The sequence below is a fragment of the Enterococcus sp. DIV0187 genome (assembly GCF_051713785.1).
Taxonomy (GTDB): Bacteria; Bacillota; Bacilli; order Lactobacillales; family Enterococcaceae; genus Enterococcus_A; species Enterococcus_A avium.
Genome location: NZ_JBIOQO010000001.1, coordinates 2,840,572 through 2,865,385, shown reverse-complemented (window position 1 = coordinate 2,865,385; position 24,814 = coordinate 2,840,572). Strand labels below are relative to the sequence as shown.

The 24,814-nt window shown below is 39.7% G+C and carries 20 protein-coding genes and 1 pseudogene; 16 read left to right on the top strand and 5 right to left on the bottom strand.

All coding sequences use genetic code 11. The features are described from left to right. The first annotated feature begins 49 nt into the window (after positions 1-49). The 3 genes from dnaB (at position 50) to IGI52_RS14025 (ending at position 3,835) form a co-directional block, all read left to right on the top strand. Positions 50-1,411, top strand: a complete 1,362-nt coding sequence (dnaB, locus tag IGI52_RS14035; RefSeq protein ID WP_016179294.1) for a replicative DNA helicase — start codon at positions 50-52, stop codon at positions 1,409-1,411. Positions 1,412-1,601: 190 nt separating this feature from the next. Further along, positions 1,602-2,894 (top strand): adenylosuccinate synthase, encoded by a 1,293-nt coding sequence (locus IGI52_RS14030; RefSeq protein WP_048719939.1) that lies wholly within the window; start codon positions 1,602-1,604, stop codon positions 2,892-2,894. Positions 2,895-2,968: 74 nt separating this feature from the next. After that, the gene (locus tag IGI52_RS14025) at positions 2,969-3,835 is read left to right on the top strand and encodes a DegV family protein (RefSeq protein WP_048719938.1); all 867 of its coding nucleotides are present in this window, start codon (positions 2,969-2,971) and stop codon (positions 3,833-3,835) included. A 53-nt stretch (positions 3,836-3,888) separates the two neighbouring features. On the opposite strand, the gene IGI52_RS14020 is transcribed toward IGI52_RS14025, so the two are convergent. After that, positions 3,889-4,782 (bottom strand): LysR family transcriptional regulator, encoded by an 894-nt coding sequence (locus tag IGI52_RS14020; protein WP_311872117.1) that lies wholly within the window; start codon positions 4,780-4,782, stop codon positions 3,889-3,891. A 353-nt stretch (positions 4,783-5,135) separates the two neighbouring features. Here IGI52_RS14020 and IGI52_RS14015 point away from each other — a divergent pair. Continuing rightward, a pseudogene (locus tag IGI52_RS14015) lies at positions 5,136-6,079 on the top strand (AEC family transporter). A gap of 48 nt (positions 6,080-6,127) precedes the next feature. Here the strand turns inward: IGI52_RS14015 and IGI52_RS14010 are convergent. Continuing rightward, complete coding sequence (locus IGI52_RS14010) at positions 6,128-7,747, bottom strand: ABC-F family ATP-binding cassette domain-containing protein (RefSeq protein WP_048720654.1); 1,620 nt, start codon at positions 7,745-7,747, stop codon at positions 6,128-6,130. 139 nt (positions 7,748-7,886) lie between these two features. Here IGI52_RS14010 and IGI52_RS14005 point away from each other — a divergent pair, with 139 nt between their 5' ends. Continuing rightward, positions 7,887-8,264: a PTS sugar transporter subunit IIA gene (locus tag IGI52_RS14005; RefSeq protein ID WP_311872114.1), complete on the top strand. Its 378-nt coding sequence runs from the start codon at positions 7,887-7,889 to the stop codon at positions 8,262-8,264. Between the two features lie 38 nt (positions 8,265-8,302). Here IGI52_RS14005 and spxB read toward each other — a convergent pair whose 3' ends face one another. Then, complete coding sequence (gene spxB / locus IGI52_RS14000) at positions 8,303-10,024, bottom strand: pyruvate oxidase (protein WP_311902062.1); 1,722 nt, start codon at positions 10,022-10,024, stop codon at positions 8,303-8,305. A 289-nt stretch (positions 10,025-10,313) separates the two neighbouring features. On the opposite strand from spxB, the gene IGI52_RS13995 reads away from it, so the two are divergent. Further along, complete coding sequence (locus IGI52_RS13995; RefSeq protein ID WP_016179302.1) at positions 10,314-11,132, top strand: ZIP family metal transporter; 819 nt, start codon at positions 10,314-10,316, stop codon at positions 11,130-11,132. Positions 11,133-11,175: 43 nt separating this feature from the next. Here IGI52_RS13995 and IGI52_RS13990 read toward each other — a convergent pair whose 3' ends face one another. Then, positions 11,176-11,370, bottom strand: coding sequence for a hypothetical protein (locus tag IGI52_RS13990; RefSeq protein ID WP_016179303.1), 195 nt, complete (start codon positions 11,368-11,370; stop codon positions 11,176-11,178). 165 nt (positions 11,371-11,535) lie between these two features. Between IGI52_RS13990 and IGI52_RS13985 the strand changes: the two genes are divergently transcribed. Continuing rightward, positions 11,536-12,108, top strand: coding sequence for a TMEM175 family protein (locus IGI52_RS13985; protein WP_311872113.1), 573 nt, complete (start codon positions 11,536-11,538; stop codon positions 12,106-12,108). Between the two features lie 149 nt (positions 12,109-12,257). On the opposite strand, the gene IGI52_RS13980 is transcribed toward IGI52_RS13985, so the two are convergent. Further along, on the bottom strand, positions 12,258-13,298 hold the full coding sequence (locus IGI52_RS13980) for a hypothetical protein (protein WP_311872111.1): 1,041 nt from the start codon (positions 13,296-13,298) through the stop codon (positions 12,258-12,260). Positions 13,299-13,743: 445 nt separating this feature from the next. On the opposite strand from IGI52_RS13980, the gene IGI52_RS13975 reads away from it, so the two are divergent. The 9 genes from IGI52_RS13975 (at position 13,744) to IGI52_RS13935 (ending at position 24,598) form a co-directional block, all read left to right on the top strand. Next, the gene (locus tag IGI52_RS13975) at positions 13,744-14,421 is read left to right on the top strand and encodes an HAD family hydrolase (protein ID WP_311872109.1); all 678 of its coding nucleotides are present in this window, start codon (positions 13,744-13,746) and stop codon (positions 14,419-14,421) included. Beyond that, positions 14,414-14,821: a DUF4809 family protein gene (locus tag IGI52_RS13970; RefSeq protein ID WP_311872107.1), complete on the top strand. Its 408-nt coding sequence runs from the start codon at positions 14,414-14,416 to the stop codon at positions 14,819-14,821. Before IGI52_RS13975 ends, IGI52_RS13970 begins: the two co-directional genes overlap by 8 nt. A 187-nt stretch (positions 14,822-15,008) precedes the next feature. Next, entirely contained in the window at positions 15,009-16,469 is a 1,461-nt protein-coding gene (locus tag IGI52_RS13965; protein WP_016179308.1) for an aldehyde dehydrogenase family protein, read from the top strand. Positions 16,470-16,878: 409 nt separating this feature from the next. Beyond that, positions 16,879-18,954 (top strand): BglG family transcription antiterminator, encoded by a 2,076-nt coding sequence (locus IGI52_RS13960; protein ID WP_127978188.1) that lies wholly within the window; start codon positions 16,879-16,881, stop codon positions 18,952-18,954. Continuing rightward, on the top strand, positions 18,954-19,427 hold the full coding sequence (locus tag IGI52_RS13955) for a PTS sugar transporter subunit IIA (protein WP_016179310.1): 474 nt from the start codon (positions 18,954-18,956) through the stop codon (positions 19,425-19,427). Before IGI52_RS13960 ends, IGI52_RS13955 begins: the two co-directional genes overlap by 1 nt. Before the next feature lie 75 nt (positions 19,428-19,502). Continuing rightward, positions 19,503-19,793, top strand: coding sequence for a PTS sugar transporter subunit IIB (locus tag IGI52_RS13950; protein ID WP_016179311.1), 291 nt, complete (start codon positions 19,503-19,505; stop codon positions 19,791-19,793). Positions 19,794-19,914: 121 nt separating this feature from the next. Beyond that, positions 19,915-21,183, top strand: coding sequence for a PTS galactitol transporter subunit IIC (locus IGI52_RS13945; protein WP_016179312.1), 1,269 nt, complete (start codon positions 19,915-19,917; stop codon positions 21,181-21,183). Positions 21,184-21,196: 13 nt separating this feature from the next. Next, entirely contained in the window at positions 21,197-22,255 is a 1,059-nt protein-coding gene (locus IGI52_RS13940) for a zinc-binding dehydrogenase (protein WP_311922360.1), read from the top strand. 252 nt (positions 22,256-22,507) lie between these two features. After that, complete coding sequence (locus IGI52_RS13935; protein WP_070503668.1) at positions 22,508-24,598, top strand: BglG family transcription antiterminator; 2,091 nt, start codon at positions 22,508-22,510, stop codon at positions 24,596-24,598. The last annotated feature ends 216 nt before the right edge of the window (positions 24,599-24,814 follow it).

Genomic DNA, 24,814 nt, shown 5'->3' with positions numbered 1-24,814 from the left:
AGTGAGCAGATTTTGTAAAATAGATGGACGAAGAGGAGCGTAAACAAACATGAGCGAAATGTTACAAGATCGTGTTCCACCCCAAAGTATTGAAGCCGAACAAGCGACCTTAGGCTCTATTTTTTTGGAGACCGATGCTTTAATCACGGCCATGGAGTACATAGTTCCAGAAGACTTTTATCGTCGCGGTCATCAACTGATTTTTCGAGCAATGATTCAACTAAACGATCGCAATGAAGCAATCGATGTAGTGACGGTCAAAGAATTACTAGAACAACAAAACCAGCTGGAAGATGCTGGCGGTTTAAGTTACTTATCTGAACTTGCTTTGAGCGTTCCGACAGCGGCTAACGTAGGCTATTACGCTAAAATCGTGGAAGAAAAGTCCTTATTGCGAAATCTGATCCAAACGGCTACCAATATCGTGACCGAGGGTTTTGAGCAAGGAGACGACGTACAAACGATTTTAGATGCTGCCGAGCGTAATATCATGGAAGTATCAGAACGACGCAATAAGAGCGGTTTTTTGACCATCAGTGAGGTCTTGAATACTGCGATTGAAAATATCGACCAGTTAGCTAGAAATGATGAAGAAATTACTGGTTTGCCAACTGGTTATGCAGCGTTAGATAAAATGACTGCGGGTCTGCAGGCAGAAGAGCTGATTATTTTAGCTGCTCGTCCAGCGGTAGGTAAAACAGCTTTTGCTTTGAATATTGCCCAAAATGTTGGAACCAAAACTGATAAATCAGTCGCTATTTTCAGTTTGGAAATGGGGGCAGAATCCTTAGTGAACCGGATGCTGTGTGCAGAAGGATCAATTGAAGCGAGTCACTTACGAACAGGGCAGCTGTCTGAAGAAGAATGGCAAAACCTGATCGTTGCAATGGGAAGCCTGTCTCGTGCGAATATCTTTATTGATGATACTCCCGGAATCAAAGTATCTGAGATTCGAGCAAAATGTCACAAATTAGCCAAGGAAAAAGGCAATCTTGGTTTGATCCTAATTGACTATCTGCAATTGATTGAAGGAACCGGACGAGAAAATCGCCAACAAGAGGTTTCTGAAATTTCACGACAATTGAAAAAGCTGGCAAAAGAGCTAAAAGTACCAATCATTGCTTTGTCACAGCTTTCTCGTGGGGTTGAACAACGGCAAGACAAGCGTCCGGTGTTGAGTGATATCCGTGAATCAGGATCAATCGAGCAAGATGCCGATATCGTTGCTTTCTTATATCGTGATGATTATTACGATCGTGAAGGTGAAGAGGAGGAAGAATCATTAGCTAACCGTAACGTAATCGAAGTAATCATTGAGAAAAACCGGAGCGGGGCACGAGGAACCGTAGAACTGCTCTTTATTAAGGAATACAATAAATTCTCTTCCTTGTCACCGAGAGAAGATTTCTAGCGCAGGTCTTGAACTTGCGCTTTTTTTAGTATTCGAAATTTGTATTGATTTTCCGATTATTGAAAAATAATGTTCGTGATTTACCTTGTTTTTATAATCTTTATATTTTAATATTCGAATTTTCATTGAAGTATAGCGCTATTCTTGTTACAATGGTTCAGGATTAAATAAAATAAAATGAGGTGTTCAGATGTCATCTGTAGTAGTTGTAGGGACGCAGTGGGGCGATGAAGGTAAAGGAAAGATCACGGATTTTTTAAGTGAGAATGCGGAAGTCATTGCTCGTTACCAAGGTGGAGATAATGCAGGTCATACAATCAAATTTGACAATGAAACATATAAATTACACTTGATTCCTTCTGGGATTTTCTACAAAGAAAAAATCAGTGTTATCGGAAACGGTGTGGTCGTCAATCCGAAGTCATTAGTTACGGAATTGGCTTATTTACATGAACGTGGGGTTATGACGGATAATTTGCGTATCTCAGATCGCGCTCATGTCATCTTGCCATACCATATCAAGTTGGATCAATTGCAGGAAGATGCAAAAGGTGATAATAAAATCGGTACGACCATCAAAGGGATTGGACCAGCCTACATGGATAAAGCGGCTCGTGTTGGTATTCGTGTGGCTGATTTATTAGATAAAGAAATTTTTGAAGAACGCTTAAAAATCAATTTGGAAGAAAAAAATCGTCAATTTGTTAAAATGTTTGATGATGAAGCAATGAGCTTTGATGATATTTTTGAAGAGTATTATGAATATGGTCAACAAATTAAACAATATGTAACGGATACATCCGTAATCTTAAATGATGCGTTGGATCAAGGAAAACGTGTTTTATTTGAAGGGGCACAAGGTGTAATGCTGGATATCGATCAAGGGACTTATCCATTTGTTACCTCTTCCAATCCGGTTGCCGGTGGTGTCACGATCGGTAGCGGTGTTGGACCATCGAAGATTGATAAAGTCGTAGGGGTATGTAAAGCTTATACATCACGCGTTGGTGATGGACCTTTTCCAACGGAATTATTTGACGAAGTTGGTGATCAAATTCGTGAAGTCGGTCGCGAATATGGAACAACAACTGGTCGTCCACGTCGAGTTGGCTGGTTTGACTCTGTGGTTATGCGGCACTCAAAACGCGTTTCTGGGATTACCAATCTATCTTTGAACTCAATCGATGTGTTGAGCGGCTTGGAAACAGTCAAAATTTGTACCGCTTATGAGTTAGACGGAGAATTAATCTACCATTATCCAGCAAGCTTAAAGGAATTGAATCGCTGCAAACCAGTTTATGAAGAGCTACCTGGCTGGAGTGAGGATATTACTGGCTGTCGTGATTTAGCAGACTTGCCTGAAAATGCTCGGAACTATGTTCGTCGTGTTTCAGAGCTTGTTGGTGTACGAATCTCTACTTTTTCTGTAGGACCAGATCGGACACAAACGAATATTATGGAAAGTGTTTGGGCGCAAATCTAACTTATTGTGAGACAAGCAACCAATTATCTAGTAAAATGGATTTACTATTAAGTGGGTGTTTGGAGGATTTTAAAATGTATCAGATTCTGACAGATTCATGTTGTGATTTGCCTTATGAAGTATTGGAAGAAAATAACGTTGATTTTATTTCGATGTATGTTTCAATAGATGGCACGGAATTCGCAGATGATTTGGGTCGTAATTTTAAGATTGATGATTTTTATCAACGAATTAAAGATGGAGCGATGCCAACGACGTCACAAGTTAATGTTGGTCGTTATGTAGAATTTTTCCGCGGCTATGCGGAGAAAAATATACCAGTTTTGTATATCTGCTTCACATCTGGAATGAGCGGTTCGTATCAAAGTGCGATGCAGGCAGTTGAGCTCTTAAAAGAAGACCTGCCAGATGCGGAAGTTTACGTAGTGGATTCTTTAGCTGCTAGTGGCGGTGAAGGCTTGATGGTTTATGAAGCGGCACTGAAACAACAAGCAGGAATGTCTTTAGCAGACCTGCATCACTGGTTGGAAGAAAATAAGCTGACCTATCATCATTGGGTGACTGTGGACGATTTAAATCACTTACAACGTGGCGGACGCATCTCAAAGACAAGTGCTGCGATCGGCGGACTGATGAATATCAAGCCAATCATTACAGTGGATGTTGAAGGCAAGCTGCAAAATGTTGAAAAAATTCGCGGACGTAAAAAAGCCTTACAGTTGGTTGCAGATAAAATTAGCGAAGCAACATCAGATCCAGCAAATCAAACGATCTTTATCACGACCAGCGCAGATCAAGAAGGCGCGGAAGAGGTGAAACGTCATCTAGAAGAAAGTATTCAGCCAAAAGAAGTTCGAATCTTTCCGCTAGGGACGACTATCGCCAGTCATACTGGCCTTGGCTGTATCGCGGTCTTCACTCGTGGTGAAAAACGAAAATAGAAATCATTCAAAGAAGAGGCTGTGGCAAAATCAATTGTCACAACCTCTTCTTTTTAGTGTTCTTTTTGTTGGCTGAAGTCGCGGATTAGTTCAATTAATTGCCCTCGAATCGTAGAATCTAAAATTTGTTCCCGTTGTACCAATGAAATCATGAAGGTTGGTTGAGGTTCATCAGTAATCGGGATCATCACCAAATGATCATCGGATGAAACTGCTAGTTCGGCTAAAAAACCGATACCAATCTGTTCACGAATCATCCCTTTTAAAATATTCAAATTGCTATTTTGATAGATAATATGTGGTTCGAAATGAGCTTGCTGAGCCATTTTTTTGAAGGCAGTCGGATGGACATAATGCTCATTCAATAGGACAAAGGGTTCATCCTTCAATTCAGAAAAAGACACTTCCTTGCGTTTAGCCAAAGGATGATTTGGGCTAACAATAATCATAAAACGCTTTTCAATCAGCAGTTCACTGGTCAGTTCATCATCACGAATCGGCTGTGTTGATCCTAACAAAGCAAGATCAATTTTTCCACGGCGCAAAAGTCCGTAGAGATCACGCGAGCCACCATCTACTAGATGGATGTGTCGCATTAAATTATTTTTGAAAAGGTAAGAAGAGAGCTTGGGAAAGTAAAAATTTCCGATGATCGGTGGCAACCCAAAATCTAAGGTCTCTTCCTTCAAGCGATCAATCTCTGTAACGGCGATGGTTACTTCTTTCAAGATATTTGAAATGTGTCGGGATAGGATTAAGCCAGCTTGGGTAATGATTAATTGTTTGTGAGATTGATCACGATAAACGAGCTGCGTTCCTAATTCATCTTCTAGACGTTTTACTGCATAGGTAATGGTTGGTTGACTGACATGAAAGGCATTGGCAACCTTTGTAAAATTTTTCTCACGTACTAATCGTTGGAAATATTCTAGGTCTTTAAAGTTCATAATAATCTCCTCTTGTGAAATTAGATTATCATATAAATAAAATTTATCCTAAGCTTTTGTTTTGACTATAGTTTGTGGGGGCGTGTATCGTCCTAAATGTAAACAACGATAGAGGCAACGAAATTATACAAGTAAACTGGGGCATTAGTATTGCCATAAGTTTCAAAATTAATGAAATTTACTCAACTGTAAGGAAAGTATAAAATTTTCACATGAATAAATCGCTTTACAGCAGGGTATCCATGTCCGGTTTCACGAAGACTTTCTTAACCCCTTGATTTCGAATAAGAGAACGATGAAGATAATCGTTTGGTTAGCGAAAAAAAATAGTTTAAAAGGAAGAAGGAAAAAAGATGATTTTCTTTCAATCAATTCAAAGTGTATTGAGTATCATTATTATGATTGCTTTAGGATATCTATTAAAGCGTCAGGGCTGGTTTGATGAAAGTTTTGGAAAAAGTATTTCATCACTGATCACGCGAGTGGCATTGCCAGCATCTATTTTTGTATCCGTGTTAAAGAATTTAACCAAAGAAAGTTTATTTCAGTTATCGGGTAGCTTAATCTATCCAGTTGGAGCCGTCATTATCTTTTACTTCTTGGCCTATGGACTAGTTAAAATTTTAAAGATTCGCCCAGGACGCCGCGGAATATTTATGAACGCTGTGGTGAATGCTAATACGATCTTTATTGGGTTACCTTTGAATATTGCTCTATTTGGTGAAAAAGCGTTGCCCTATTTCTTGGTTTATTATGTAACCAACACAGTTTCAACTTGGGCATTTGGAGTCTTCTTGATCTCAAACGATGATCCAACTAAAGTCAAAGGTGAAACTAAAGCCAAATTAAACTGGAAGAAACTATTGCCGCCGCCATCATCTTCTTGTTAATAGGAATTCCTGTGCCAAGCTTTATTAATGCAACGCTTGGTTATGTTGGCAGTATCGTTACTCCGCTATCACTTCTTTATATTGGGATCGTTTTGTACGATGCTGGTTTGAAGAGTATTCGCTTTGATCGTGATACAGTCGTGGCATTACTGGGACGCTTTGTTTTAGCTCCTGCTGTGTTGATCGGTTTGATCGCTCTCGGCTCAAATGCCTTTGGCGCCAATTTAGCACCATTGTTGAAGCAAACGCTGATTGTACAATCTGCCACTCCGATGTTGGCTGTTTTGCCAATCTTAGCAAATGAAGCACATGGTGATGTTAAATACGCGACGAACTTAGTAACGACAAGTACAATCTTGTTTGTAGTGGTCGTTCCAATTTTAATGCAGCTCGTTCAATTTATTTAATTTGCTTCCTCAAGCAAAAAAGCATTCGCGAATTGCGAATGCTTTTTTTTAATACAAATGGCTCAATTGTTTTTGTACTTCTGGATTTTCTAAGAATTCATCATACGTTGTCTCTGCACGATCAACCACGCCATTTTCGGAAATCGCAATAATACGGTTCGCGATTGTTTGAATGAACTGGTGGTCATGAGAGGCGAATAGAAGGGAACCTTTATACGCAATCAGACCTTCGTTCAATGCTGAGATGGATTCTAAGTCTAAGTGATTGGTTGGATCATCTAAGACTAAGACATTTGATTTTGACAGCATCAATTTTGATAGCATACAACGAACTTTTTCACCACCGGATAAGACGTTGACAGGCTTCATTACTTCATCACCAGAAAACAGCATACGACCTAAGAAGCTGCGCAAGAAGGTATTATCGTCTTCTTCTTTACTGGCGTATTGCCGCAGCCAATCAAGAATCGGCATATCACTGTCGAATTCCTTAGTCGTATCTTTTGGCAAGTAAGCCTGGCTGGTTGTTACACCCCAACGAACCGTTCCTGTATCGGGTTCTAGATCACCCATAATAACTTTGAATAATGTAGTTGTTACCAAGTCATTTTCAGCGATGAAAGCAACTTTGTCGTCACGATTCAAGGTAAATGAGATATTGTCTAGAATCTTTTTGCCGTCGATTGTTACACTGACATTATCGACTTGCAGCAAGTCATTTCCGATTTCCCGTTCTGGTTTGAATTGTACAAAGGGATAACGGCGTGAAGAAGGCTGAATATCGTCTAAGGTGATTTTATCCAACATTTTCTTACGAGAAGTCGCTTGTTTTGATTTTGACGCATTAGCGCTGAAACGAGCAATAAATTCTTGCAATTCTTTGATTTGTTCTTCTTTTTTCGCATTTTGCTGAGATTGTAATTTTGCTGCTAACTGGCTTGATTCTAACCAGAAGTCGTAGTTTCCGACGTATAACTTGATTTTCCCGAAATCTAGGTCGGCCATATGAGTACACACTTTGTTCAAGAAGTGGCGGTCATGGGAAACGACGATAACGGTATTATCAAAATTAATTAAAAATTCTTCTAACCAATTGATCGATTGGATATCTAAACCATTTGTTGGTTCGTCTAGTAACAGAACATCTGGCTTACCGAAAAGAGATTGAGCTAATAGGACTTTGATTTTTTGTCCAGCCGTCAGTTCGCTCATTTTTTGCTGATGCAACTCTTCTGGAATGTTCAATCCTTGTAATAGAACTGCTGCTTCTGGTTCTGCTTCCCAGCCGTCCAGTTCGGCGAATTCACCTTCAAGTTCTGCTGCGCGGATACCATCTTCGTCAGAAAAATCTTCCTTCATGTAAATGGCGTCTTTTTCCTGCATGACTTGGTATAAGCGTTCATGCCCCATAATGACTGTTTCAAGAACGGTATATTCTTCAAAGTCAAAATGGTTCTGTTTTAACACAGCCATTCGTTCGTTTGGACCTAAAGTAACAGAGCCAGTAGAAGGCTGGATATCGCCTGCTAAAATCTTCAGAAAGGTTGATTTGCCGGCACCATTGGCACCAATCAACCCGTAACAATTGCCGGGAGTGAATTTAATATTTACATCATCAAAAAGTTTACGATCAGGAAACTGTAAACTAACGTCACTTACTGTAATCAATGATTTTCCTCGCTTTATCAGTATTGGCGCAAGGCCTCTTTGCATTATATCGGGGAACATCTGAAGTTTCAAGTCAACCGTTAAGAATTTACTTGGGATTTAAAATAGGATAGACTTGGCTTTGAAGGGATGTGTCAGTATGATCGGGATAATTATCGCGACCCACGACCATTTAGCGGACAGCCTGTTGAAAACGGCTGAATCTATTTTGGGCGAACAGAGCTGTGTGGAAACTTTAAATATCGAGCCAGGTGCTACAGGACTGCAAGAAAAAATTGAGGATTACGCCAAAGACTTATTAACTAAAGTCGACGAGCTGGTTTGGCTGGTAGATATGTTTGGGGGAACGCCATTTCGTTATGCTAGTTATTGTGTGATGGATGATTCGCGCCAGTCCTTAGTGACGGGGGTCAATTTGCCAATGGTCCTGCAGGCTTTGGTAAAACGAGAGTTGTCCGCAGCAGAATTGACGAAGCAATTAGAAATAGAAGCGAAACAAACGATTCGTAGAATGTAAAAAGGTTGGGTCAAAATTTATGGCCCAACCTTTTTATTCTATTTCAAGAGTTCACGTAATGTCGGCATATCATGAACTTGGTATTTTTCTTTGAAGGCGTTAATTTGTTCGACAGAGAATTTTTCAGGCTCTAATTGTAAGGCTTCCACCGGTAATGGACGTTCATCTTTGATCTTAACATCAATCACGACTGGACGTTTGCTGGCTTTTGCCGCAGTGAAGGCCGGCTCTAATTGACTATATTCAGTAATCGTGAAGCCGTCAGCTCCAAGCGCCTCTCCGACTTTGCCGAAATCAGCTCCTTCTAAAAAGACACCGAATTTTTGTTGCTCTGTATCTTCTTGTTCAGCTTCGATGAAACCAAAGGCATCATTTGAAAAGACCACATTGATAATTGGCAAATTGTATTTTACTTGTGTAATGACGTCTTGCATTTGCATTGCAAAGCCGCCATCACCGCTGAAGGTAAAGACTTGCTTATCTGGGTAAGTCAATTGAGCGGCGATTCCGCCTGGAACCCCATTTCCCATCGTAGCAAACCAACCAGAGGTTGTGAATTGTTGTTCCCCATTCATTTCCAAATGACGGATCGCATTCAACGTAACATTTCCGACATCCGCAACATACACAGCGTCCTGTTCAGCAATGCGATTGATTTCTTTAAAGACAGGTTCCGCCCTTAACGGTGTCGATTCGTCATTATAAAAGCTCTTGCGCCAAGCATGCCAATTGCGGATATTTTCTTGGTTGGCTTTTAACCAAGCATCCGCAGGCCGAGCTGTTCCGAGTTCAACCCAGCGACGAAGCGCAGTCGCACCATCACCTAATACTGATTGATCGACATTGTGGCGGCGGCCAAATTTAGCAGCATCAATATCAACTTGAATAAACTTAGCAGATGGATTGAAGAAATTCCGGCCAAATGGGAAATCACTGCCGACAAAGACGATCAAGTCAGCATCAGCCAACGCTTCATTTGCTGGTTTAGTAGCGACACGAGCAGCAAAACCTAAAAAGTTTTCATATAAATCAGGTACAATCCCTTTGGCTAAAACAGAAGCTGCAACAGGCATTGAAAAATGTTCAGAAAAGGCTTTGATGGCATCGAAGTTGCCGCGAACCCCTTGTCCGATGTAAAGAACTGGTTGATGCGCTGCTTCGATCAAAGGTAAAGCAGCTTTCAAATCTGCTTCGTCAGGGAAAACGACACCTGTTTTATGATTTTTTGCCGTTGCAATTTCTGCTTCTTCGATTTCTTCAAAGCCGAAATCAACAGGGATCGTAACAACTGCGACACCTTTTTGCTGATACGCTGCTTTGATCGCTTCATCGATTACGTGAGGCAAACTTTCTGGTGTCATCACTGTACGATTATAAACACTGACATCTGCAAACATTGGATTTTCATTTAATTCTTGGAATGCATTGTAATTCATAGCAGTAGAGGCTACCTGTCCCAGTAAAGCCAAGACTGGAACATGGTCCATTTGCGCGTCATAAAGACCGTTAATCAAGTGACTAGCACCAGGACCTGCAGAACCAAAGACAGCGCCTACTTTACCTGTTAATTTTGCATCAGCTGCGGCTGCTAAAGCGCCTGCTTCTTCATGGCGGACTTGAACATACTTTACTGCTTCGCGTTCATGGTATAACGCATCCATCGTTGAGTTGAATGAACCGCCAGGAATCCCGTAAATATGATCGATTCCCCAAGCTTCTAAAACATTGACCATCGCTACGCCTGCATTAATTTTTGCCATCTTCTTCACTCACTTTCATTTTGTAAGTTACCTACCTAAAAAGTATAACGCGTCTAAAAAAAACCAGCAAAGAAAGTGTCTCACAAGAAGTTTACAGGTATACCTAAAATATGCTAAAGTGAATATGAATAACCGTTTTCAGGATACCAGTCTAAAGTTTGTTAGTTTCATTAAGCTTTTTAGAGTTAAATGAAATCGGATGCAGAGAAAATAAATTTTCAATGGATCAGCAAATGGCTAGGTTATCCATAGAAAGAGAAATATCAGAATAACTAATATGGAGGTTTGTATGATTGAATGGTTATTGGGCCTGTCAGCCTGGCAACAAGCGTTAGTAGGAACGCTGTTTACTTGGGGAATGACCGCGTTGGGAGCTGCATTGGTCTTCTTCTTTAAAAATATTAACCGCAATGTGTTGAATTTGATGTTGGGTTTTGCCTCTGGGGTGATGATTGCGGCAAGCTTTTGGTCGTTGTTAGATCCGGCGATTGCAGCAGCTGAGTCGAATGGTTCGATTCCTTGGTTGGTGGTCAGTATTGGTTTTGGTCTTGGCGGTCTGTTTCTTTATATAGCGGATAAGACTATTCCTCATATGCATTTTGGTCCTAATAAAGAAAAAGAAGGTTTTCCTAGTCATTTAAAGCGAACAATTTTATTGGTGTTTTCCATTACGCTACACAATATTCCTGAAGGCTTGGCAGTTGGTGTGGCTTTTGGGGCAGCAAGTGAAGCAACGAATCCAACCGCGGCGGTTTTGGCTGCAATCTCTGTATCATTAGGGATCGGGATTCAAAATTTTCCAGAAGGTGCGGCAGTATCAATTCCTTTGCGTCAAGAAGGGCTGAGCCGGACAAAATCATTTATTTACGGACAAGCGTCGGGACTTGTAGAACCGATCGCGGCAGTAATCGGAGCACTTTTAGTAACAAGTGTTCAACCGTTGCTGCCGTATGCTCTTTCTTTTGCAGCCGGTGCAATGATCTATGTTGTAGTGGAAGAATTAATCCCAGAAGCTCAAGCAACAACAGACAGCAAACATCACTTTGGAGTCTTTGGAGCGATGTTAGGATTCATTATTATGATGATTTTAGATGTTGCGTTGGGATAAAAAAAAACGTCGAAAGCTGATAAAGCTTTCGACGTTTGCTATTTTAATAGGTCCGTCCGCGACGTTTGGTCAACCAGTTGACTAAGAAGTAGGCGATGGCTAACGGAATGGCAATTCTAAAGAATAAACCGATCAGGCCTGAAATAAGGGGACCAACAATACTTAAAATCAAACTAGCAACTAAGAAAAAGCCGACAACAGCTAAAATTCGTACAACCATAGGGTAATCTTTCATCATTTTAATTTCCTTCTTTCCATTTGTTTTAACTTAAACATAGTTTAGCAAACAATTTTCTCACTTACGTCCAACTTAAGACGTATTTATTGGCAAATCTATTGTTTTTTTGTTTAATAGGAGCTGGGATACTAAATTTTAGTAAGTAACGAATGGAGTTAAGAGAAAATGCCAAAGTCACGAATTGAGGCTTTTACAGATGCAGTTATCGCCATTATCATGACCCTATTAGTGTTAGAACTACATGAGCCTAATGATCCTAGCTGGTCCGCTTTTTTACAAATGGAGCATAAATTTATCGTCTATTTGATTAGTTTTGTCAGCTTGGCAATCTATTGGAATAATCATCATCATCTTTTTCAGCTAGTCCGAAAAGTAGATGGCTGGGTATTGTGGGCTAATAATTTTTTGATTTTAATGATGACGCTCTTTCCTTATGTCACTGCTTGGGTCGGAGATTATCCTTTTTCTTGGCCGCCGCAAGCTTTGTACGGCTTGGTGACGTTAGGAACAGATTTTGCTTACTATCTGTTAGTGCGGGCACTCGTAAGAGCAAATGGGAAAGAGTCTAAAATTGGTCAATTGTTTAAGCATTATCCGAAGTCTTATCTATCCATTGGATTAGCGATAGTAGCATTAATTTTAGGGAAATTAATTGCCCCGATTGCGGTATTAGTTGTTAATGTCTTGATTTTATTAATGTGGTTTATTCCGGAAAAATCCATCGAGAAAATCCTGTAAAAAGTGCAGCCTGGTGTTGCGCTTTTTTTCGTTGCAATACCTTAATTTCAGAGAAAAAATTTGTCGAACAGGTTTAACTAGGGGATTTTCGGACATACTGACATACTAAAGAAGCTTCCGTTATAGGCTACCGAAAAAAATCCCTAAGATCATTTCTTTTTCTTATTTCTCTTGTTTTTCCCTTTTTTCTTCTTTTGATTTCCTCCAGTTTTTTTCTTTCCACTATTCCCCGAAGCTTTGGTAGCCCTTCTGTTCAAAGTTTTATTTTTTCGACCTTCCTCGATTTGTTCTTTGGTTTTTCCATAGCGTAAGTAGTTGATATCCATTTCATGCGAATTTTCGGCGGATTCAATGGCAGAAGCAGATTCCAGAGCAGACAGCTCCAGCCTCGTTGGCGTTTTTTCTTTCGACAGTGGTGGATATTTCGCTTCTACTTTAGCGGCTTCTTCATCGTAATAAGGCGTTGTGGACGTAGCTATAGCTTGTTTTTGCGGTGTTTTCTTTTCAATCGAAGCTTCTGGTATCGTTGTCTCTTCGATAGTTTCGGTTGGAACAACTTCTTCTTGAACCTCTTTATGCTGTGCATCAATCCGGCCTTCATGGCTATAAAAATTCAAATATTCAGCAAAGCGACGAGCAGTGGGAGACTGAAAAACTGTTAAGCTCGTCAAGATTTTCAAGACGTTAGCGGTTTCATTTTCTAAATGTTTAGGGATTCGTTTGGTATTACGCAGCGTCCAGGTATGTTTTTTGCCATTTGAATCATTGAAGCTTGATATCAAGGTGTACTGGTATTCGGAAGGTTCCGGCTGTTCACGGTTCTTTTTCTCTAGGAACTTTTGATATAGACAGGTTTCCTTGGTAAATTGGTGGTATTCGTTTTTATTTTTAAACAGACGATTCACGACGTTTTGCCACTCTTCAAGTGAAAAGAACGACTCAAAAAAGACACAGTGCTTCCGCAATGTATCATTCGGTGTTGTGGTAAGAAAAATCTGATGAATAAGCTCTGTTAATGACTCTAGTGAAAAATCTCCGACGCATAAAGCATCTCGCAAAAGAATTGCAACCAAATACTCAACAACCTGTGAAGCATTCTTAGTTTGTTCAAAGTATTTTGCTACCCGCTTCATAAGATTTACATTTTTCATTCCAAAAATCTGTCTTTGTCCAAGCTTCACTGTATCCATCAATTTCATCCTCCAACCATCTATTTTTATTCATTATCAAGTAATAGTTTTCACAAAAATGATAATATTAGATAACGAAAAAGTAAATAGCTTTAGCAAATACCTTTTTCTGTTAAAAAAAATAAACCTTTTGAATAATAAGTTTTTTGGTGTCTTTTTGATAAATAGCTAACTGAAATGATAGAGTTTAAAATAACTTAACGAAAAATAGAATTTATCAAATAAGCAATGGGGCTTTTTACTTTATATTTTAAATCTATAGCGTTATTAAGTTTTCGTTGATTGTTATAATTTTTTTTGAAGAAAATCGTGTTTAAGACTAAATATTAATTTTTTGTCTAAGCCAAGAGCTGCTCTCAGTCTAGCTGGGATTTTTCCATAATCGCTACACTCGGTCCTTTATCTATGGTAGAGTTTAAGCAAACGTTTTAAATGGAGGATATCAATGTTAGAAGCGATTATTTTTGATATGGATGGTGTCTTGGTTGATTCAGAGTATACGTATTTTCAAAGTAAATCACAGATTTTAAGCGAAGCTGGTCATGAGGTAGAAGACAGTTATCATTTTCAATTCATGGGTACGACCAGTGACTATATGTGGGAAAAAATGAAGCAGGAATTCTCTTTGCCCTTATCTGTAGCAGAATATATTCAACAAATGACAGCTTTGCGCCAAGCAATGATCAAGAGAGATGGCATTAGAGTAATTCCGCATGTTCAAGAGTTTGTAAAAGGTTTGTCTCAGGCAGGCTTGAAACTAGCAGTAGCCTCCTCTTCCTCATTAGCAGAAATTAAAGTAAATCTAGCAGAAATTGGTTTGTCGGAGTATTTTTCAGAAGTCGTTAGTACGGAGGAGGTAGAGCATTCGAAACCTGCGCCAGATGTTTATTTGGCTGCGGCAGAACGGATAGGTATAATGCCTGAAAATTGCTTAGGTATAGAGGATACAAAAAACGGCACGGGAGCTGTTCGCAATGCGGGCATGGTTTGTGTAGGCTTTGCTAACCCGGCATTTCCGAAGCAAGATTTGGCATTCGCGGATAGAGTGGTTTCGTCTTTTGCTGAGCTAGATGCGGATTCGTTAACGAAAATTTATCAGAAAGTGAGGGCGTCTCATGCCTAAAGCAGCTATTTCCAGTAAAGCGTTTCTAATTGAAGGCGGCTGTAATGCCTGTGGGCTACAAAATACAGAGACTTTTACTATTCATTTTGAAGATCAACGATCCGCTGTGTTGGATCATTTTGATGTTCCATCGCTTGTTCAAGTGATTGCTCAAAAGAATGGATGGCGAGAAAAGGCTATTCCTGTAGGGATTGGCGAAGAAGAGATCGTTTTACAAAAAGCAAATGAGGTAATCAAACCAGTCTATTTTGGTGATCAAATCAGCTATCAGAAGGGAAATGAACGAATTCAAACGAAGCAACGCTTCAATGATAATGACGTATTATTTGAACAGGTAAACAGTGTTTTGGTTCAACTGTTTAAACTTGAGCCTTATGAGATAAAGATAGCCGTTGAGTAAATAGGTTGTGATAGAATCGGAAAAAGTCGCAGTGACAAAAAACTTGTTACTGCGTCTTTTTTTGTGGAATAAGGAAAAGATAGCCTTTAAAAGTGTAGACAAATTCAGAGCCTCAACTTTTTGAGCCGGATTTTTGCTTTTTTATGAAAGCGTATTCTAATATGAAAGGATAGGAGAGGTGGAGAATATGGTAAAACAATTTGAAAAACAGTTTATTGGCGGAGAATGGAAGCTAGGAAATGATGTAGAACATGTGAATGAGGATAAAAATCCTTATACCCAAGAGACACTCCTGAAAATCCAAGGCGCGAATACAGCAGATGTTGACGAAGCTTATCAAGCGGCTCGAAAGGCTCAAAAAGAATGGATGGATAAAACACCTCAGGAACGAAGTGAGATCGTGAAGAAGGCTGTTGGGATAATGAAAGAAAGACAAACAGAGATTATCGAATGGCTAATTAAAGAAGGTGGAGCCACCAAAATAAAGGCAGGACTCGAGGTCCGTTTAGCAAAAGGAATTACTGAAGAAGCTGCCAGCTTTCCAATGCGGACAGAAGGGAGAGTTTTGCCGACAAATACGCCAGCAGAAGAAAGCTTTGTGATCCATCGACCTGTGGGAGTAATCGGAATTATTAGTCCGTGGAATTTTCCTTTTCATTTAACGATGCGTTCTTTAGCGCCTGCTATAGCAGCAGGAAACGGTGTGGTGATTAAACCAGCGAGTGATAGTCCGGTAACTGGCGGTCTATTGCCGGCAAGTATTTTTGAAGAAGCAGGTGTTCCTAAAGGATTGGTCAATGTGACTGTCGGCAGCGGCAGTGAGATTGGAGATTATTTTGTTGCCCACCCTATACCAGGATTCATTTCCTTTACAGGCTCTACTCCCGTAGGAAAAAATATCGCCAGTCAAGCTATGAGTGGTAAAAAGATTAAGCAAGTGGCTTTAGAATTAGGTGGGAATTCTCCTTTTATTGTACTCGATGATGCAGATATTGAAGAGGCAGCTCATGCTTTGATCGTCAGCAAATTTATGCATTCAGGACAAATCTGTATGGCAGCTAATCGTGCAATCGTGGTTGAAGCGGTATTTGATACATTTGTCCATAAAGTAGAGGAACGTGTAAAAGAGTTAGTTTCGGGCGATCCTACTGACGAAAAGACGGTGATCGGACCAATCATTAATCAAAAACAGACAGATCAAATTCAAGAAATCATTCAACAAGCGAAGGAGTCTGGAGCAAAATTTTTAGTTGAAGGCACGGTTAAAGGACAACTCGTCGAGCCTTTCGTTATAGTTTCTGAAGATCCTGATTTAGAAATTTTTCATCGAGAAATCTTTGGACCGGTACTTCCGATTCTGAAAGTGAAGGACACAGAAGCAGCAATCGAAGCGGCCAACGATACAGAATATGGTCTATCAAGTGCCTTATTCACTAAAGATTTAGCTAAAGGACGCGCTCTGGCAAATAGAATCGAAGCTGGAATGTGTCATATTAATGGTTTGACTGTCGATGATCAGCCGAATGCACCGTTCGGCGGCGAGAAAAACTCGGGGATCGGACGCTTTAACGGTGAATGGGTATTAGAAGAATTTACTAGAGTTCAATGGGTAACGACAAATTCAGGAAAAGGGCAGTACCCATTTTAAATTTTGAAATTAGCATAAAAAATTCTTATAAGTAGAGCTGCTACAAAAAGTACTGAAGTGAAAATTGTTCATTCCAGTACTTTTTTGTATGAGCTTAAGGAATAGCTCTTGTATTTATTAACAAAACCAGAAAAGTCTAGCTTACATAAAAAACAGACAATTAATGAGACTCTTGTTAAAATGAATGAAGAATAAGAGCACCAAGTTGCATAATAGGTGATCAAAAACAGGAATGCTGACATGATTTTTTACCGTTATTTAGGGATTTCTAGTTTTTGTTCATTTTTTTTTGCGAAAAAAAGTATTTGTAAGCACCAAGTTGCATAAAGAACACTGAATTATTTGGGAACAAAGAAGATGGAAATGTAAGCGTTTTTCGTCTAAATTGAAGATGTGAAGAGGGATGAGAATGAATTTAGAAGAACGAACAAACCAGATTTTTGTTGAATTAGTCAATAATCCGCAAATCACCAGTAAAGCGTTATGTGAGAAATTTGATTTGACGCGAGGGCAATTGAATTATGCGTTGAAAAAGATTAATGATTCTTTAGTAGATGAGAAATTAAGTGAGATCAAACGAACGAAAAATGGGCACTTTCTGATTGCAAATGAGATTCTTTCAAACTATAAGGGGGGTGATGAGCAATTCGGAGAATCAACAGAAAGCTATGTATTTTCCGGTAAGGAACGGGTGGGCATAATCGAATTGATGTTGCTAAGCAAGGAAGAGTATCTATCCTTAAATCATTTCATTGAGGATCTAAAGGTTAGTCGAAATACAGTGCTAAGGGATTTGAAGGAAGTGGATCACGCGCTTTGGCAACATGAACTGGCTTTGAAGTATACCAGACAAAAGGGGTATTTTATCCAAGGCGACGAGTGGAATAAGCGAAATCTTCTGTCTGATTTATTGAATAATCTCGCGGTGATGTATAACGGAATCAATGTGATTATTCAATTTGCGAATATCGATCCACAACAGATCGAAATTTTTCGCAAACGAGTGGAGTTGGTAGAAGAGGAATTGGATGTTCAATTTACCGATGAACGATTAAAAACGTTGCCGCTATTAATCATTTTGATGATTCGCCGAGCGCAAAAGGGTAAATTGATTTCTTATAGTTTTAAGGTCAATTATCGCGAGCTTGCTGACACGAAGGAGTATCTTGCAGCGGATCGAGTTATTTGGGATGTAGACGGCTTAAGTGAGAATGAACGTGTGTATGTAACGATGCTGCTGTTGACGACGAATCTTTCGCGAGGCGATATCTTATCGGTTAAAGCGATCAATAAGATGAAAGAGGCGCTTGAGAAGGTCATTGCGAATTTTGAACGTATCGCGGGTGTCAATCTTGAGGAAAAAGAAAAGTTATTAGAGCGCTTGCTCGTTCATATGCGGCCAGCTTATTACCGAATCAAATACCACTTGAATTTGCAGACGCGTTTTTATCAAGAGAATAAGGATGCCAACCTTTTTTCATTATTTTACTTAGTCAAGGAAGCTAGTGGTCCTTTGGAAACGTACTTTGAACAGCCGGTTCCTGATGCCGAATTATTTTTTATTTCGTTGTTTATCGGCAGCCACATCGTTGAGAGCACGGAAATTATTCACCCCGAAAATCGTAAACGAGCGGTCATCGTTTGTCCTAACGGTATCTCAATTGCTGTTTTATTGGAGAACACCTTAAAAAATTTGCTTCCGGAAATTGACTTTGTGAGATCGATGTCGGCACGGGAATTTTATCGAACAGAGGTTGATGCGGATTTCATTTTTTCGGCGGTTCCGCTGAAAACAGAAAAGAAAGTCTTTGTCGTAAATAATTTTTTATCTGAACAAGAAAAACGCCAATTAAGAGAACGTGTTTTGCGATCAACGGCGATTATTCAGACAGAAGTTGTAACGCCAGAAAAAATTTTGGCAGTAGTAAAAAAGCATGCCGATGTTGTGGATGAGACAAGCTTATACGAAGAATTGTTAAGTTTGTTCGCACCGAAAGAATCCAAGATTCTTGAAAAGAAGCGACCGCATTTGATTGATCTTTTAAAGGGCGAAACGATTCAAATTTTTGAGGAAACGACCAGCTGGACCGAAGTTTTAGAAGCTTTAGCGCGACCGCTGGAACGTCAGCATGTGATCACGCCAGAGTACGTGCAAGCTTTGAAAAAAGAGATGCCGATCCTGCCGGCCTATACCGTTTTACGTCATAAGATCGCTTTGCCTCATACCGTAACAGAAGCGGGAGCAATCGGAGTTGGAATCAGTCTAGGCTTAGTGAAAAAAGGGATTCTTTCAGAGGACGGCAGACGAATTCATACCGTTATTCTGCTGGGGTCCAACGATAAAGAGGAACACTTGGATTTGATTTTTGAAATGATGAGTTTGGCTGGTGCAAATGAATTGGCACAGTTAGAAAAAGCAAAAACGAAGGATGAGATTCGGAAAGCGTTGCTGCGTTTTAACGAAGAGTATTGGAGGATAAATTGATGACAGAAACGACACTAAGTTCTTATGTGAAAGAACCGTTAGTTTTCGCGCAAGAGAACTTTACGTCACAGGAAGAATTATTTGAGCAAGTGTATCAGAAATCTTTAGACCTAGGTTGGGTCCGAGAGGATTTTCTGGAACGGATCGTGAAGCGGGAAAAAGAGTTTCCCACCGGGATTCAATTAATGAATTTTGGCGCGGCGATCCCCCATACTGATGCCGAATGTGTGCGGGAAGAATTTGTCGCAGTGATTACGATGCAAGAGCCGGTGACTTTTTACAGTATGGAAGATAACACCCAGCAGGTCAAAGCCCAAATCATCTTTGTTTTAGGGTTAAATCAACCCCACGCACAGTTAGAAATGCTGCAATCGTTGATGGGGCTTTTACAAAATGAAACGGTTTTATCAGAATTATTGTTAGCAACCACTGAAAATGAATTAGTGACAACTATTAAAAAAAATCAGCTATAAAAAAGGAAGCTCGTTCTACTTTTTGCAAATAGGACAGAACAAAAAATAAAAAAACATTAAAAGGAGAAAATCATTATGAAAACAATTCGTGTATTAGTAGCATGTGGAGCAGGAATCGCAACCTCAACGGTAGTTATGAAAAAAGTCGAGGACTTATTTGCCAGAAATGATCTGCCAGTGGAAATCACACAGATTAAGATTGCTGAAGCAGCTGGGAAACAGGATGAAGCAGATATGTTGATCTCAACCACGATGCTTCCAACTCAATACAAGATTCCAGCAATTTCAGCCATGGCCTTCTTAACTGGGATCGGAACGGAAAAAGTTGAGAATCAAATCATCGAAGCAGCAAAGGGTATTCAATAATTATTTACATTCAGGTAGGTCAACTCCGTGCTTTGCGGATTTGATGTGCGTGAAGAGGAGTCAGGTTTATTTTTAACATTAAAAATAAATAGATCAAAACAAATTAGGAGGAATGTATTAAATGGATGGTTTAATGAATGTGGTGCAAAGTATTTTAGGCGCCGGCGCAAGTGTGATGCTGCCCATCATCATCTTTATTGTTGGGATTATTTTTAGGGTTCCAATAAAAAAAGCAATTATTTCCGGAATTACTGTAGGTATCGGGATGATCGGGATAAACTTGGTTATTAATGTATTGACCACAAACGTTGGTCCAGCGGCACAAGCGATGGTTGAACGGTTTGGTTTGAACCTGACGATCATTGATGCAGGCTGGCCAGCAGTCTCAGCCGGGACATGGGCGCAACCAATCGCGGCTGTGATGATTCCAGTAATCTTGATCGTGAATTTAATTATGTTGGCGTTAAATCGGACCAAGACACTAAACATTGACATCTGGAACTACTGGCATGTTAGTTCTGTGGCAGCAACTGGTTATATTGTAACAAAAAGTTTTTTCTTTGGCATCCTGTGCGGAATTCTGTTTACGATCATTATTCAAATTATCGCTGATAAGACTGCGCCGAAGGTACAAGAATATTATGGGTTAGAAGGTATCAGTATTACGACTGGTTCAGCACAAGGTTATGCGGTTTTAGCATTGCCGATCGGCTGGCTAGTCGATAAGATTCCTGGTATCAATAAATTAGACGTAAAACCTGAAACGATCCAAAAGCGTTTTGGTATTTTTGGCGAACCAATGATCATGGGCATCATCATCGGGATGTTCCTTGGTTTGTTAGGCGGCTACGATTTCATTGGTATCCTACAAATTGGAATGAACATGGGTGGCGTAATGTTCTTAATGCCGCGGATGGTAAAAATCCTGATGGAAGGGTTAATTCCTATTCAAGAGGGAGCACAAAAACTATTGCAAAGCCGCTACGGCGATCGCGAAATTTATCTAGGAATGGATGCCGCCTTAGCGACTGGCTCACCGGCTGCACTATCTACAGGTCTTTTGATGGTACCAATCACATTATTTTTAGCAGTTATTCTGCCGGGAAACCGCGTGCTGCCTTTCGGAGATTTAGCAACGATTCCATTTTTCGCAGCGTTAGTTGTGCCTAGTCGTAAAGGAAATATCTTACATTCAGTGATTTCATTGACAGTCGTGATGGCTGTTGCCTTGTTAATGGCGACCAATTTTGCGCCAGTGATTACTGAAATGGCGCAAGGGATCGTGAAGTTCCCAGAAGGCGCTGCCGAAATTACGAACCTAGATACAGGCGGAAATTTCTTAAAATGGATCTTCTTGAAATTCTCAGAATTAGTTGCCACAGTGATGTAGGAGGTTTTTGTAAATGAGTAAAACAATGAAGGGTGTTTCCAAGCAGGCACCCGGTTATGACCAAATGGCATTTATCGATTTACCTGTACCAGAAGCAACAGATGACAAGGTCTTGATTAAAGTCGCTTATACAGGTATTTGCGGATCAGATATCCATACGTTTAAAGGTGAATACAAAAATCCCACCACCCCCGTCGTCCTAGGGCATGAATTTTCTGGGCAGGTGGTTGAAGTCGGAGCCAATGTAACAAAAGTTAAAGTGGGCGATCGGGTAACCAGTGAGACGACCTTTTATGTCTGCGGCGAATGCGATTATTGCAAGGAAAAGCAGTATAATTTGTGTCCCCATCGAAAAGGAATCGGCACGCAGCAAAATGGCTCCATGGCGAACTATGTGTTGGCTCGAGAAGAAAGCATTCATTTACTGCCGGATCATTTAAGCTATGAAGGTGCGGCGATGAGCGAACCATTAGCGTGCTGTGTCCACGCGATGTATCAAAAGAGTCACTTGGAATTAAAAGACACGATCATTATCATGGGCCCTGGACCAATCGGACTGTATCTTTTGCAGATTGCCAAGGAAATTGGAGCCTTCGTTATTATGACGGGGATCACAAAAGATGCTCATCGCTTAGCATTAGCAAAAAAACTAGGTGCGGATGTGATCGTTGATACGATGAAGGAAGATCTAGCGAAAGTTGTTAATGAGATCACGGATGGCTACGGTGTCGATAAAGTGTATGATGCCTCAGGTGCTGTACCAGCAGTCAATGCTAGTCTGCCATTGATTCGCAAGCAGGGGCAATTTATTCAAGTAGGCTTGTTCGCTAATAAAATGGTGGATTTAGACACTGAATCGATCATTCAACGAGAGATCGAATACATCGGCAGTCGTTCACAAAATCCTTATGACTGGCCGATTGCGATCCACTTATTAGCGAAAGGTGCGATCAATATCGATGAGATGATTACGAAAAAATATCCATTGACTAAATGGCGGGAAGCCTTTGATAAAGTGATGGAAGGTAATGAAATCAAGGTAATGATCGAATCCAATCCAGAAGAGTTTTAATTTGAATCAAGGAAGCTGTACCAGAATTTTTTGGTGCAGCTTTTTTGTGAGTTTGTTTTATAGGAGGATTTTTTGATACTATTTTCATAGAAACAGTGTAATAAATAATCATTAGCAAGAAATTGTAAAAGAATATTGTGTATCGAGATATTCCAATCATTGTTATTTTAAAGTGAATTCACAAAGAAAACGTTTACTATTCATCCTGTTCAAGCTAGACTATAGGAAAAAATGTAGGCAGGAGGGCACTAGATGGATCTTGATAATCGAAGCGTCCAGATATTGCAGGCAGTCGCTTCTACGGTGAAAATTTCTTCCAAAGAAATCATGGAAAAATATGATCTGACTCGTAATCAATTAGACTATGCTATAAAAAAAATCAATGATTATCTTGAAGAAAATAATTATCGTAAAATCATTCGCTCACGTAATGGCAGCTTTATCGTTGATACGAAAGTGGTCGATGTTTTCTCTGGAATTATGAATAGTGAAAGTCAGCTGCAAGCAGATGAAAACAGTTTTTTGGATGAGGATCATCGTTTGCTAGTTATTTTATTGTTAATTTTTTCTGCAGATTATCTTTCGCTGTATCACTTTTCAGAAAGCTTAGAGGTTAGTAAAAACACGATCGTATCGGATATCAAGAAACTCAAAAAGCAACTAAAAAAACATAAATTAACGATCGATTATTCCAGAAAAGGCGGGTACTATTTTCGAGGGGATGAAGAAGCGGTTCGTGGCTTGATTCTTGTAGTGACAGATCAAGTGATGGATTCTATTTATAATCGCCTTATTTTTGAGAAGTATTTGGCCATCCAAGCGACAGAAATCGAAGAACAGCGAAAAATGCTGCGCATGGTGGAAGATGAGCTGCAAGTTCAGTATACAGATAATCGGATTCAAACAGCGCCGTACTTTTTGGTATTGCTAGATCGCCGAGTTAAGAATGGTCATATCATTGAGCAACGTTTTGGCTTGTTGGCAAAGGAAATTATGGATACCAACGAATATGCGGCAATTGTCAAAGTGTTGGCGGGGCAAGGAATGCTGCCGAAGTCCTATACGGAGCACCTTTATCTGTGTCTGTACATTCTTTCGTTGAAAATAACCGATCTAAGCAATATTTTTTCCCTAAATAAAGAAGATCTCAGAAAGCATATTGAACTGTTTATTGCGATGCTGGAGAGAAATACGATTATTCAGCTGAATGATAAAGAACAGCTGATTGAAAACTTAGCATTGCATCTGACACCAGCATACTATCGCATTCGCTATGGGTTAACTTCTGACTATACACTGACGGATATTGTTAAAAATCAGTTGGACCCTTTATTTTTTATTGTGAAATCATCGGTAGCGCCCTTAGAGGATTTTTTTGAAGAGCGGATTCCGAATGATGAAATTTATCTGATCACCATGTTCATTGGCGCATACATGCCAAAAGAAAAGCCGATCAATCTTGAGCGTACGATTGTCAAAGCAGCAGTGGTTTGTCCCAATGGTATCATTAGTTCAAAACTTTTGGAAAAGACGTTAGACAATTGGTTCCCCATGATTCATTTTGTCAGTTCTTTTTCGATTCGTGAATTCTATGAAAAAGAAAAGCAATTGGATGTTCAATTAATATTTTCTACAAATCCGTTAACAACTGAATTCCCTGTGATCGTTGTAGGAAATGACCTATCTGCAATGAACAAAACCTTGATCGTCAATGAAGTGATCCAGCTGATCTATAAAATTGATAGTTACAAGCTGCAGCCGGATCATATTTTATCGATCGTCAAAAAACATCTGTCAATGGATGATGAGATTGAAGGAAAGATTCGTAAAGAATTAATGATCTCTTATAATTCTATTTTTCAGATCCAGGATCAAGAGATTTTGACCAATGAAACAAAGTTAAATTTGAGCGATCTGATCACAAAGGAGAGTATCATCATTTTACCAGATGAGTTGGATTGGTTAGATATTCTTCAAGCAGCGACGCAAAATTTGATTGATCGTAAGATTGTTGAACCAAGCTATTTATCTCATCTTGAGGAGCAATTTCCTGAGGTTACCCCCAGTATTGTGTTGGGGAATCAAATCGTCATTCCTCATACTATTCCGGAACATGGAGCGCGTGAGCTGGGGATGTGCTTGGCTAAAGTTTCAAAAGGATTTAGCAGTCAAGGTCAGACATATCGATATGTTGTTGTGATTTCAGCGATTGATAAAAAATTGCATATTCAGCCTATGATGCAGCTGCTTAAAATCGCTAGTGATCCTAGAGCGATTGAGCGTTTGGATCAGGCGCAGAACAAGGAAGCGCTTCTAGCGATTATCCAAGCATTCAAAAAGTAATAAAACGATTTCCCATTCATTTCACGAATGGGATTTTTGCATTATCTGTCTATTTTCGCAATTATTACAGAAGGAGAAACGCTTGTGAAATCAACGTTTTCAGCAAGTCATACAAATATTCAGGAATAGGTTCAGTAAAAAATGAGTTCAAAAGAAATTTAAAAGAAAGCGTTTCCGTGTTATCTTTTGGTTAAGCAAGAAGCAAAACAACAGAAG